This window comes from Vibrio alginolyticus NBRC 15630 = ATCC 17749 (assembly GCF_000354175.2).
GTDB classification, from domain to species: Bacteria; Pseudomonadota; Gammaproteobacteria; order Enterobacterales; family Vibrionaceae; genus Vibrio; species Vibrio alginolyticus.
In genome coordinates, this window is the sequence record NC_022349.1 from 1,676,141 (window position 1) to 1,689,006 (window position 12,866).

The 12,866-nt window shown below is 45.5% G+C and carries 8 protein-coding genes; all 8 read left to right on the forward strand.

Translation table 11 applies throughout. The features are described from left to right. The first annotated feature begins 103 nt into the window (after nucleotides 1-103). Nucleotides 104-3,490, forward strand: coding sequence for a hybrid sensor histidine kinase/response regulator (locus N646_RS07580; protein ID WP_005380036.1), 3,387 nt, complete (start codon nucleotides 104-106; stop codon nucleotides 3,488-3,490). A gap of 782 nt (nucleotides 3,491-4,272) precedes the next feature. Further along, on the forward strand, nucleotides 4,273-5,955 hold the full coding sequence (locus N646_RS07585) for an ABC transporter substrate-binding protein (protein WP_005380037.1): 1,683 nt from the start codon (nucleotides 4,273-4,275) through the stop codon (nucleotides 5,953-5,955). A gap of 169 nt (nucleotides 5,956-6,124) precedes the next feature. After that, entirely contained in the window at nucleotides 6,125-7,111 is a 987-nt protein-coding gene (locus N646_RS07590) for an ABC transporter permease (RefSeq protein WP_005380038.1), read from the forward strand. Nucleotides 7,112-7,113: 2 nt separating this feature from the next. After that, on the forward strand, nucleotides 7,114-8,139 hold the full coding sequence (locus N646_RS07595) for an ABC transporter permease (RefSeq protein ID WP_017820411.1): 1,026 nt from the start codon (nucleotides 7,114-7,116) through the stop codon (nucleotides 8,137-8,139). Nucleotides 8,140-8,141: 2 nt separating this feature from the next. Next, on the forward strand, nucleotides 8,142-9,125 hold the full coding sequence (locus N646_RS07600; protein WP_005380040.1) for an ABC transporter ATP-binding protein: 984 nt from the start codon (nucleotides 8,142-8,144) through the stop codon (nucleotides 9,123-9,125). A gap of 47 nt (nucleotides 9,126-9,172) precedes the next feature. Next, complete coding sequence (locus N646_RS07605; protein WP_005380041.1) at nucleotides 9,173-10,168, forward strand: ABC transporter ATP-binding protein; 996 nt, start codon at nucleotides 9,173-9,175, stop codon at nucleotides 10,166-10,168. A gap of 63 nt (nucleotides 10,169-10,231) precedes the next feature. Then, nucleotides 10,232-11,971 carry a glycoside hydrolase family 9 protein gene (locus tag N646_RS07610; protein ID WP_017820410.1) on the forward strand — a complete coding sequence of 580 codons (1,740 nt, stop codon included), beginning with the start codon at nucleotides 10,232-10,234 and terminating at the stop codon, nucleotides 11,969-11,971. A gap of 2 nt (nucleotides 11,972-11,973) precedes the next feature. Then, complete coding sequence (locus N646_RS07615; RefSeq protein WP_017820409.1) at nucleotides 11,974-12,864, forward strand: N-acetylglucosamine kinase; 891 nt, start codon at nucleotides 11,974-11,976, stop codon at nucleotides 12,862-12,864. The last annotated feature ends 2 nt before the right edge of the window (nucleotides 12,865-12,866 follow it).

Sequence of the window (12,866 nt, forward strand, 5' to 3'; positions counted from 1 at the left end):
ATTTTGTTAATTCTATCTAGTTGAACATCTTATCCGTTTTTAACGAGAACCTCGGCAGCGAAGTATGTTTTAGAACTGCCCATTATGAGTTGTAATCTTATCCATGTTTAAATTCTACAAAAAACAGAAATTTAAGCGCCTTCAGAGTACACTGATGACCGCATTTCTGGTGCTCAGTATCACACCTCTTACCATTACTGCGATCTTTTTCTTGCAGTCCCACAGTAAAGATCTGCAAGAACAAAGCACCTCGCACTTACTGTCTGTTCGAGATACAAAACAGCAGCAAATCATCGACTACTTTGAGGCACGAGAAACCGAAGTCATGGGCTTTGTGCGCTCAGAGTTGGCTTACGCCAGTGGTGGCCGATTCTACGGTCTCGTCAATGCTTTTAGTCGTTTAGGCAATGATATTGAAGAGTCTCGTAAAAACGCCCAACAGCGCTACATCGAGGGCAGCGGAGACCAAATCAAAACCTCAACGTTACCCGAGTCATCCAACTATGTAGGAAGTGAACGTTACCGGCTTTTACATAAACGCTATCATTGGGCCTACTTAGAGCTCCTCAAGCGCTCTGATTTTAATGACATTTTGCTGGTCGACATCAATGGTAACGTCACCTACTCGATCAACAAAGACGATAACTACGGAACGAACTTGTTATCAGGCCCCTACAAAGACTCGGCACTTGGCAAAACTTTCAAGCGTCTCGCCGATGATGTGACTGAACGTCGAAAAGTAAACGAAGACTACACTCCTGTGATTGTGTCTGACTTCGAGCTGGAAGGGGGGAAATCAGTCGCTTGGCTAGGTGCACCAATTGTTCAGCAAGGTTATCTACACAGCTATGCCATGTTCCGCTTGCCAAATAATGGCATCACTAAGTTAGCCGCAGACGCCAACCGAGAGTCATCAATTAACACCTTGCTGGTTGGAAATGATCACCAACCTCGCACAATTAACACGAAACAAGACGATATTAAGAACAGTTTAGAAGTGATCGATAAAGCACTCTCTGGTGCATTTGGTGTCGGCACTTACACAAACGGTTTAGGTGAAGAGATCATCGCGGCTTATGCACCGATTGAAACTCGTGGTGTGATTTGGGCGCTCGTCGTACAGTTACCAGAAAACGAAGCTTTCGCTCGTATCCATCAACTCGAAAAACTATTCGTTATCGCTATGTTGATCGCCATTATCCTTGTGGTGATCGCTTCTCACTATTTATCAAACTTTATCACTTCTCCGTTGCTGAAATTGACTTGGGTTGCCGAAAAGGTCTCTGCAGGTGATCTTGATGACACGTCTTTTAATACGGTTCGTAAAGATGAAATTGGTCGGCTTGCGTTAAGCTTTGAACGAATGCAACGCTCTATTCGAGAGAAGATTCAAACCATTAAGAAGCAAAATGAAGAACTAGAAAGCAACATACAGATCATTCAAAAACAGAATGAAGAACTGCAATTGGCCGATAAATTAAAAGATGAATTCTTAGCCACGACTTCTCATGAACTTCGTACACCGTTACACGGCATGGTCGGGATTGCTGAAACCTTAGCGTCCGGCGCCAATGGCGCGATCCCCGCTAGCCAGAAATATCAGCTTGATATCATCATTAAAAGTGGTCAGCGTCTCGCTAATCTAGTCGATGACTTGTTGGATTATCATAAAATGCGTTATGGAAGCATGGATATCCAGAAATCAGCAGTGAGTTTGGGCAGTGCAACACGATTGGTTTTAGAGCTTTCTAGCCATTTACTTGGAAGTAAAACCATCCGCATCATCAACCAAGTCCCAGCGGATTTAAAAGCAGTGTCAGCTGACCCGCAACGCCTTGAACAAGTGCTATATAACCTGATTGGCAATGCGATTAAATACACCTCAGAAGGTAAAATTGTTATCTCCGCTAATGTGGTAGATGATCATGTACGCGTACAAGTCGTGGATACTGGACAAGGAATTCCCGCAGAACAACTTGAACATATTTTTGAACCACTCATCCAAGCAGGGCAAGACGCGAGCCGTTATCGTCAAGGTGCAGGACTTGGGCTCTCCATTAGCCGTCAATTGATCGAATTAATGGGAGGCTCGTTATACGTCAGTAGCCAACCAATGGTCGGAACTACCTTCAGTTTCACTTTACCGCTCGCCAGTGAAGAAGAAATCCAAGCAACTCAGACTCTAGCTGCGCACGGGCACTTCCAAATTCCTGAAGTTAATGTAGAGAACAGTGAAGACTTATCACTTCCAGAGAACCCAGACGGCCCGTTACTGTATGTTGCTGACGATGAACCAGTAAACTTACGCGTGCTTGAAAGCTTTTTACGTTTAGAGGGCTATCGTGTGCGTACCGTCTCCGATGGGCCAGAAACGTTAGCGCTCGTCGAGCAAGAGAAGCCGGAACTTCTGTTATTGGATATCATGATGCCAGGCATGAGCGGCTACCAAGTTTGTAGTGAACTACGTGAAACCTATGATCATGCCGAGTTGCCAATCATTATGCTCACCGCACTCAGTCAAACAGAAGATCGTGTAAGAGGTTTTGAGGCAGGAGCCAACGACTATTTATCGAAACCATTTAATAAACAAGAGTTGGCGGCACGTATCCAAGCGCATTTAACGGCAAGTAAAGCAGAAATGCGCCATATGGAAAACAAAGTGCTAGAGTCTGAACTTAGACAGCGTGCAGTCGTTGAAGCAAGCTTACTTGAGACTCAAGGTCGTTTGTTGGAACAGCTAGAATCGGCTCCTGAAGCTATCATCTGTCTACGTGAAGACAAGCGTATTCGCTTTGCTAACGAAGCTGCTTGTAAGCTATTCAAGCGCAGCTTAGAACAGCTAAAGCGCTCATCTGCTGATGAGCTGATTGCCCCTAAATATCTGACCGTCAAACAACCTCATTACTGTGGCAAGATTGATATCTATATTGAAGATATTCGTCAGAACATCGAAGCAGACATTCTTAAGCTCCCTGAAGGTTCAGGGTTAGATATCATGTACATCTTTAATGTCGGCGGTGGAGCCAGTGCCGCTCGCATACATAATCTAGAAACCGCCGTAGAAGTGCTTTCAAGTTATGCATTTGATGGTGACAAAGACCAATTGCAAAAGCTAAAAGAGCTTGGCGGAGAATTTACGCGCCTTGCAGACAAAGCGCTCGGTAATAAAAAAGACAAGCAAGAACTTATGCGAGAAGTTCTAGTAGACGCAATGACACATGCTTTAGAGTATTGGGAATCTGTAACGGGTGAAAGTAAGTTCGCATTTGCAGAGCAAAGTGGCTTGTGGCGCGTTTATCTAGACCGAAGTACTTTACAAACACGCACCTTAGATAAATACATGCGTATAGAAACATTACCCAAAACACCACGTTGGAGAACGGTGCTAAGCTCGATAGAGTTCATTCTCGAACACTGCAAAGAACAGAGCCCCGAGAGAGCATACATAGAAGCACAACGAGATAAATTACAGCGACTATTGACCAGCTAATATTTATCAAAAAAACTAGCCCAGCGTGCATGCTGGGCTTTTTTGTTATTCGAGTATTCCCTTCCTAGAGATAAAAGAGACCGCCTCTTCCTACCCCATTACCATATTTCCAATAACGAACATTTGGTTAGACAACGCTATCTATTGTTGGTCTTCAAAACGTACGACCTTATCCATTTAACTTGTCTTAACTAGGTAAGTTCGAGCAACCGAAAAAACTTCATTCATATAATAAAAAAAGGACAACAAACGGAAGAAAACTGTCGATAAAAAAGGCCATTTTTCAGATAACAAGCGGATTTTGACGAACTATTGATAGAGATTGCGAACTTAATCACAACAGAACGGCAGATTAATTTTTAGCTGATTAATTAACACCATTTCTGCATGTGAGCGAGATCTCCGAACCTAGAAAACAAGCAGGAAACGTATATTTAAAAAGGACCAGCAGGTTAGTAATCACCAACACTTATTATTAACAAGGATATAAACTGCGACGCATATCAACGTTTATTTTTTGGCCCAATGCTGGTTAAAATTAGCCAAAATAACGTTTATAACGGAGAGCTCAGAGATTTTAACGTTTTTAACGGGAATCAAGTTTGATTATTTTATGGATAAGGTGTTTTCTTACTCCTGCCTAAGGCCTACAGGCCACTCTTGGCGAAACTCAATGTTGTAATGAGTAAGGCATGTACAAGAGGTAGGTCTTAGAGAGTGTTTATCAATTGATGACATTCAATTCCATTTAGTGAAATGAAAGCAAATAGTAAGGAACAGCTATGCTTGCCAATATTAAAAAAACAGCACTAGCAACAGCAATTATTGCAACGGCTACTACAGGTTTTGCATCGGTAGCTACTGCGGCTGAACGCAGTGAACTGACTATCCACCCTAAAGAGTTTACAACTTTCGTTCGTAACTTTAACCCTTTCTTGGGTGCAACTAACCTGCACACAACAACCGACTTTATTTACGAGCCGCTCGTTGTTTTTAACGAAATGCACGGTAACACGCCTGTATTTCGTCTAGCAGAAAACTTTACCATGGCTGATGACCTGATGAGCGTAACCTTCGATATCCGTAAGGGCGTAAAATGGTCTGATGGCAAAGCGTTTACCGCTGATGATGTTGTTTATTCTTTCAACCTAGTTAAAGAGAAGCCAGAGCTAGACCAATCTGGTATCAACTCTTGGGTGACTGGCGTAGAAAAAGTTAACGACTACCAAGTTAAATTCCGTCTAAGCGAAGCAAACTCAAACGTTCCTTACGAAATTGCGAAAGTACCAGTCGTACCTAAGCACGTATGGAGCAAAGTAAAAGATCCAGCAACATTCACAAACGAAAATCCAGTAGGCAGTGGTCCATTTACTGAAATCGACACTTTCACACCGCAGCTATATATCCAGTGTGAGAACCCGAATTATTGGGATGCTGACAACCTAGATGTAGATTGTCTGCGTGTGCCACAAATCGCGAACAACGACCAATTCTTGGGCAAAATCGTTAACGGCGAAATGGACTGGACGTCTTCATTCGTACCAGACATCGACCGTACGTACGCTGCAGCAAGTCCGAATCACCACTACTGGTACCCACCAGCGGGTACTCAAGCATTTGTAGTGAACTTCAAAAACCCAGACGCTGCGAAAAACGAAGCACTAACTAACGTTGACTTCCGTCGTGCGTTCTCTATGGCGCTAGACCGTCAAACTATCATTGATATCGCTTTCTACGGCGGCGGTACAGTGAACGACTTCGCATCTGGCCTTGGCTACGCATTCGAAGCTTGGTCTGATGAAGAGACGCACAACAAGTACAAAGGCTACAACACATACAACGCGGAAGGTGCGAAAAAGCTTCTAGCTAAAGCTGGCTTCAAAGATGTAAACAAAGATGGCTTTGTGGATACACCATCTGGCAAGTCTTTCGAGCTTCTAATTCAATCACCAAACGGTTGGACTGACTTCAACAACACAGTACAACTAGCCGTTGAGCAACTAGCAGAAGTGGGCATTAAAGCTCGTGCTCGTACACCGGACTTCTCGGTATACAACCAAGCAATGCTAGAAGGTACTTACGACGTTGCTTACACCAACTACTTCCACGGTGCAGATCCACACTTGTACTGGGATAGTGGCTACAACTCGAAGCTACAAGCTGGTGACGGCATGCCTCGCTTTGCAATGCACTTCTACAAGAACGATAAGCTAGACGGTCTTCTTAACAGCTTCTACAAGACAGCAGATAAGCAAGAACAGCTAGAGATCGCTCATGGCATTCAGAAGATCATTGCTCAGGACCAAGTAACTATTCCTGTGCTATCTGGCGCGTACATGTACCAATACAACACAACTCGCTTCACTGGTTGGTGGAACGAAGAAAACCCTAAGGGCCGTCCAAACATTTGGGCAGGTATCCCAGAGCGTCTACTTCACGTACTGGACCTAAAACCAGTTAAATAAGTAGAAGTTCATTTCAAGCGGCATACATCCCGTGTGCCGCCTATAAAAATCCCTTGTTAACGAAACCAATATGTGGCGCTCGTCGTCAGGGGATTTTTCGCTCTAAATTTCGCTAGGAGCGACCTGAAACCAGAAACAGGGAAAAATCTGGGTGAGTAAGGTGTGAGTTATGGGTTATTTTTTAAGACGTTTGTCGTTCTATCTTGTCGCGCTCTTAGTTGCAGCGACGTTAAACTTTATTATTCCGCGAGCAATGCCTGGTGACCCAGTTACCATGATGTTTGCTAATGCTTCAGTACAGGTGACTCCAGAACGAATCGCAGCAATGAAAGAACTGCTCGGTTTCGTTGATGGGCCAATTTACATTCAGTACTTCTCGTACATTAAAAACATTCTAAGTTGGGAATTGGGCACCTCAATCCAGTTCTACCCACTTTCAGTTAATTCTTTACTAGGTAGTGCATTTGGCTGGTCACTATTTCTAGCTGGTACTGCGGTTGTACTTTCTTTCTCCATCGCTTCTGTCCTTGGTATTTTTGCCGCCTGGAAGCGCGGTAGTAAGTACGATGCATTCGTAACGCCTGGCACATTGATCATTCAAGCTATTCCACAAATGGTTATCGCAATGTTAGCGCTGTTTACCTTTGCGATTGGCCTGAAATGGTTCCCATCTGGCTATGCTTACACGCCAGGTACTATTCCTGATTGGACAAGCTGGGAGTTCATCAAGAACGTGGGTTACCACGCTGTACTACCTCTATTCTGTGCAACCATCGTTCAAATTGGTGGCTTCCTAGTTAACATGCGTAACAACATGATCAACCTTCTCGCCGAAGACTATATCACGATGGCTAAAGGTAAAGGGCTGAGTGAAAACCGCGTCGTCTTTAATTACGCCGCACGTAACGCACTACTTCCAAGTGTTACCGCACTGTCTATGTCTTTAGGTATGGCCATTGGAGGTCAATTAATCATCGAGATGATTTTCAACTACCCAGGCCTAGGTACTGTTCTATTGAACGCAATTCACGCTCGTGACTACCAAGTACTTCAAGGTCAGTTAATTATCATGACGATGTTCATGCTGTGCTTCAACTTAATGGCTGACATGCTGTACATGATTCTAGACCCTCGCCTACGTACGGGAGGCAAATAATCATGAAAGAACTATTCAAACTTATTTTAGGTAACGCATTTGCTCGCATTGGTCTTGGCATTGTTACGCTGTTCGTGTTCGTTGCGATTGCCGCTCCTTTACTTACAAAGCATGCGCCAGACAAGCGAACCGGTAACCCACACGAATACCCAAGCTTTGTTGTAAAACAGGCACAAAACAACCCTGATGGTTGGGTCGCTAAAAACCTAGCAGACGATCGTCGTACACTGCTTATATCTAAAAAGGCCGACCACGTATTAGGTACTAGCCGAATGGGTCGCGATATCTGGTCGCAGGTGGCTTACGGTGCACGAGTATCACTGGGTGTAGGCTTTGGTGCTGGCATCATCGTGTGTTTCTTAGCAACAGTCATTGGTATATCGGCAGGTTACTTCGGCGGTAAAGTGGATGACATATTGAGTGCCGCAATGAACATCATGTTAGTAATTCCGCAGTATCCATTGCTATTCGTGCTGGCGGCCTTTATCGGTGAAGCAGGCCCACTCACCATTGCCTTGATTATCGCTGGTACTTCTTGGGCATGGGGTGCACGTGTTGTCCGCTCTCAAACTATGGCACTACGCGAGAAAGAGTTCGTTAAAGCTGCCGAAGTATTGGGAGAGTCTTCATTCCGTATCATCTTCGTTGAGATTTTACCAAACCTTATCCCGATTGTCGGTGCGAGCTTCATTGGCTCAGTAATGCTGGCGATCAACACTGAAGCGGTCATTTCGTTCCTAGGTTTGGGTGATGCCAACACGATCAGTTGGGGCATCATGCTTTACAACGTGCAAACCTCATCAGCCATGCTGATTGGCGCATGGTGGGAAGTCCTAGCACCGTGTATTGCCCTAACACTACTGGTTACTGGTCTTGCTCTGTTGAACTTTGCCGTTGACGAAATTGCGAACCCTCAACTTCGTTCTCACAAAGGCATGAAACGCTGGAAAAAACTAGCAGCAAAAGACAAGAAAGAACGTGAGCCTGAACTGGCACCACAAAATGCACTATGGAGCGGAGATAAATAATCATGACTGCACCACTAATTTCCATCCGTAACCTATGCGTAGACTACATCACAGACGCGGGCGATGTCCGCGCCTGTAACAATGTGAGCTTCGACATTGCACCAGGTGAAGTATTCGGTCTGGCTGGTGAATCTGGCTGTGGCAAATCCACTGTTGCCTTCTCACTAATGCGCCTTCATAAGCCGCCCGCGTTTATCACAGGTGGTGAGGTGATCTTCAACGGTGAAGATATCCTTCAGTACAGCGATGATCGCATGCAAGCGTTCCGCTGGAGTGAAATGTCGATGGTATTCCAGAGTGCGATGAACGCTTTGAACCCTGTTCTAACCATGGAAGAGCAGTTCTGTGACGTCATCATGCGTCATACCAATATGACTCGCGCTCAAGCAAAAACACGCGCTGAAGGTCTGCTGGAAATCGTTGATATCCACCCTAGCCGATTGAGTGATTACCCGCACCAGTTCTCTGGTGGTATGCGTCAACGTCTAGTAATCGCAATCGCTTTGGCTCTGAACCCAAAAATGATCATCATGGACGAACCGACTACCGCATTGGATGTAGTGGTTCAACGTGAAATTCTACAAAAAATTTACGCGCTTAAAGAAGAGTTTGGTTTCTCAATTCTGTTCATCACACATGACTTGTCATTGATGGTCGAGTTCTCGGATCGTATCGGCATCATGTACTCAGGTGAGTTGATTGAAGTCGCGCCTTCTAAGCAAATTCTGGAAAGTCCTTACCACCCTTACACCAAAGGTTTGGGTAGCTCTTTCCCTCCACTAACTGGACCAAAGACCAAATTGACTGGTATTCCAGGTAACCCGTTGAACTTGCTAGAAGTACCACGGGGCTGCCGCTTCCAAGCTCGTTGCGATCGCGTACATGAAGCATGTACACGTGTACCAACCCAATTACGTCAAATTGAACCAGGTCGCCTCTCAAATTGCCATTTGTACGGCGACACCATTGCTCAAGCTAAGGTTTAACAACAAAAAAACGCTAGCTAAGAACAAAAATTACACTGGAGAGAATTATGAGCAAACAATTCGGCGAACTGCTGATTGAGGGTAAAAATGTCGTTAAGGACTTCCCTTTAAACAGTAACTCAATCAAACAATCTAAGATGCGCGCAATCAACGACGTCTCTTTCAAAATGTACAAGAGCCGCGGCTTGTCAGTGGTAGGTGAATCTGGTTCAGGTAAGTCTACTACTGCAAAAATGATTGCAAAAATGTACGCACCAACCGATGGCATCATTGAATACAAAGGTCGTGATATCCAAGACATCACCTCTCGTCACGATTTAATGACCTACCGTGAAGGTGTACAAATGGTGTGGCAAGACCCGTTTGGCTCGCTAAACCCAACGCACAATATCTTCCACCATATTGCGCGCCCGCTGCTGATTCATAAGAAAGTAGCACCGGGCAACAAGAAAGAACTGGAAGAGCGTGTGTACGACCTACTTGAACAAGTTGGTCTTATTCCACCAAAAGAAACGGCGCAAAAGTTCCCGCACCAGCTATCTGGCGGTCAGCGTCAACGTGTAAACCTAGCTCGTAACATCGCAGTTGGTGCTGAAGTGGTATTGGCGGATGAGCCAACATCGATGCTCGATGTATCAATCCGTGCCGGTGTTCTGAACTTGATGGAAGAGATGAAGTTCGAGAAACAAATGTCTCTGCTCTACATCACTCACGACATCGCAACAGCGCGTTACATTGCTGAAGATCTTGCGGTCATGTACGTAGGTCACATGGTTGAATGGGGCGATACTGAAGAAATCATTCACGACCCTCAACACCCATATACGCAACTGTTGGTATCTGCGGTTCCAGATCCATCGAAGTCTATTCACGAGAAACTGAAAGGCAACAAAGGGGAAATCCCACTTTGGACACCAGAATCTGTCGGCTGTCCATTTGCTGGACGTTGTGTACACGCTACCGACAAATGTCGCGAACGACTACCGGGCGTCACTCAACTGTCCGACAACCACTTTGTCCGCTGTTACTTATTTGAAGATTAATCATAACGAGGGTCAGGTTCAGCCTGGCCCATTCCTGTTTTTATCGTTTCCCGGAGACATTGAATGCTGCTACTGACTAACCACATTGGTTATGAACGTCTGGGCCCAAAGAAAGCCATTATCCAGACCGAACAACCACACTTGTCTTCTTACACTGCTCAATTGATTTGTGCCACTAGCGAGCAAACCGTGGCAACTTTTGCGGTTGAAGAACAAGGTAAAGTGGCGAACTGGCATCAGGGCTATTTCTACCTCATCGACTTTTCCTCTTTCACAGCGTCAGGCGACTATTTCTTGCAAGTAGAAGATACGCGATCTTCCTCTTTCATCGTTGGCGAACACATTCTGTTGGATCAAACTTTGTCAGATGTGATCCACTACTTCAAATCGCAACGTTGCGGTGGGATCTTCGATCAACAAGATCGACAACTTCCAGTGCTAAACTCCAATAAAAAGGTTGATGTACACGGCGGCTGGTACGACGCATCAGGAGATGTTAGCAAGTATTTAAGTCACCTTTCATACGCGAATTATTTGAACCCTCAACAAACCCCAATGGTGGTTTGGAACATCCTAAAAGGGGTTTCATTGCTTGAAGGAAGCGAAGACATTGCAGCTTTCACACGTACACGTCTGATTGAAGAAGCCCTGTTCGGTGCAGACTTTCTTGTGCGTATGCAAAACGAAAAAGGCTTTTTCTACATGACAGTCTTTGACAAGTGGAGCAAAGATACTGCGCAACGCGAGATTTGCGCGTACGAAACTCAACTTGGTCACAAATTTGACGACTATCAAGCAGGCTTTCGACAAGGTGGCGGTGTCGCCATTGCAGCGCTAGCGGCAGCGTCGCGTTTAAGTGTTCACGGTGAATACGATCAACAAAAATACCGCAACGCTGCCGAAAATGGTTACTGGCACTTAAAAGAGCACAATACGCAGTACCTCAATGATGGGGAAGAAAACATTATCGACGAATACTGTGCGCTACTGGCTTGTGTAGAACTGTTTAAAGCAACCAAAGAAACTCGCTACTTGGAAGAGAGCCGTTTGTGGGCGCAACGTTTAGTTGCACGCCAAATGAGCGACGAGCAGATTCAACACTTTTGGTCAGCAAACCAAGACGGCAGCCGTCCATATTTTCACGCAGCCGAAGCAGGTCTACCAGTTATTGCCCTATGCGAATATCTATCAATTGAAGACGACTCAGCACGAGCGGAATCGGTAAAACGTATCGTAAACCTAGCGTGTGAGTTTGAGATCACAATATCGAATAAAGTGATCAACCCATTCGGTTACCCTCGCCAATATGTTAAAGGCGTAAATGAGTCAAAACGCGAGGCATTTTTTGTCGCACACAACAATGAATCCGGCTATTGGTGGCAAGGCGAGAATGCTCGACTTGGCTCTCTCGCGACCATGGCGTACCTTGCTCAACCGCATATAGCGTCGCAAGAAGTACAGCAACAACTTTCTGTGTTTGCTCAAGATGCATTGAACTGGGTTGTAGGCTTAAACCCATACGACATGTGCATGCTAGATGGCCATGGTCGTAACAACCCTGATTACCTCCCTCAATATGGTTTCTTCAACGCAAAAGGTGGCGTGTGTAACGGAATCACTGGCGGCTTTGAAGACGAGGAAGACATTGCATTTAACCCACCTGCACAAAAAGAAGACGTGTTACAAAACTGGCGCTGGGGCGAACAATGGATCCCGCATGGCGCTTGGTACTTACTCGCGATAATGAGTCAAGCTCAGCATGTTTCTCAGTTGGCGACCTCTAAAAATATGAAGGAAGAATAATCATGGGAATGTATTTTGTTGGTATCGATGGTGGCGGCACGTCATGTCGAGCCAGGATTAAAGATTCACAAGGTAATTTTCTTGGCGAGGCCAAAAGCGGCAGTGCCAACATCATGCTAGGTGCTGAAATAGCAATGGCTTCGATTCTTGAATCCATCACTTCGGCTACCGAGCAAGGCGGTCTAACACAACAAGATTTCGCGTCGATGCACGTCGGCTTAGCCCTTGCTGGCGCAGAGCACAAAGCATCTTGGCAAGCCTTCATGTCTCTTCCTCATCCATTTGCCAGTATAACTCTGAATACCGATGCTTACGGTGCGTGCGTTGGTGCACACAATGGCGAAGATGGCGCAATCATGATTGCGGGAACCGGTTCTTGTGGCATCTACCTTAAAGGATTGGAGCAACACGTTGTCGGTGGTCGTGAGTTCCCAATTTCGGATCAAGGTGGCGGCGCAGTGATGGGGCTACGCCTAGTTCAGCAAGTTTTGTTAGCTGAAGATGGCATCAGAGAAAAAACGCCCCTAGCACAACACGTTATGACGCATTTCGAAAATGAGGTCGACAACGTGGTGGCGTGGTCAAAACAGGCGCTTCCTCGTGATTATGGGCAGTTTTCTCCGGCTATTTTCCAACATGCGGAACAAGGCGATGCACTGGCCATTGAAATGCTGAAGCAAACCGCAGCGGATATAGAAATGTTTCTCGTGGCATTAAACAAGCGCGGCGCAACACGTATTTGTTTAATGGGCAGCATAGCTGAACGCATTGTACGTTGGCTTTCACCACCAGTTCAGCAATGGATTGTTGAGCCACAGTTTGACGCGATTGAAGGCGCAATTATGTTTGCTGGCAAACCAGAACATAACCTTTACTCGCTCAGTGCGGCGTAGGA

What these genes read in the sequence shown, in the direction of transcription:
- N646_RS07580 (WP_005380036.1), top strand. Translation starts at nt 104, where the DNA reads ATGTTTAAATTCTACAAAAAACAGAAATTTAAGCGCCTTCAGAGTACA.
- N646_RS07585 (WP_005380037.1), top strand. Translation starts at nt 4,273, where the DNA reads ATGCTTGCCAATATTAAAAAAACAGCACTAGCAACAGCAATTATTGCA.
- N646_RS07590 (WP_005380038.1), top strand. Translation starts at nt 6,125, where the DNA reads ATGGGTTATTTTTTAAGACGTTTGTCGTTCTATCTTGTCGCGCTCTTA.
- N646_RS07595 (WP_017820411.1), top strand. Translation starts at nt 7,114, where the DNA reads ATGAAAGAACTATTCAAACTTATTTTAGGTAACGCATTTGCTCGCATT.
- N646_RS07600 (WP_005380040.1), top strand. Translation starts at nt 8,142, where the DNA reads ATGACTGCACCACTAATTTCCATCCGTAACCTATGCGTAGACTACATC.
- N646_RS07605 (WP_005380041.1), top strand. Translation starts at nt 9,173, where the DNA reads ATGAGCAAACAATTCGGCGAACTGCTGATTGAGGGTAAAAATGTCGTT.
- N646_RS07610 (WP_017820410.1), top strand. Translation starts at nt 10,232, where the DNA reads ATGCTGCTACTGACTAACCACATTGGTTATGAACGTCTGGGCCCAAAG.
- N646_RS07615 (WP_017820409.1), top strand. Translation starts at nt 11,974, where the DNA reads ATGGGAATGTATTTTGTTGGTATCGATGGTGGCGGCACGTCATGTCGA.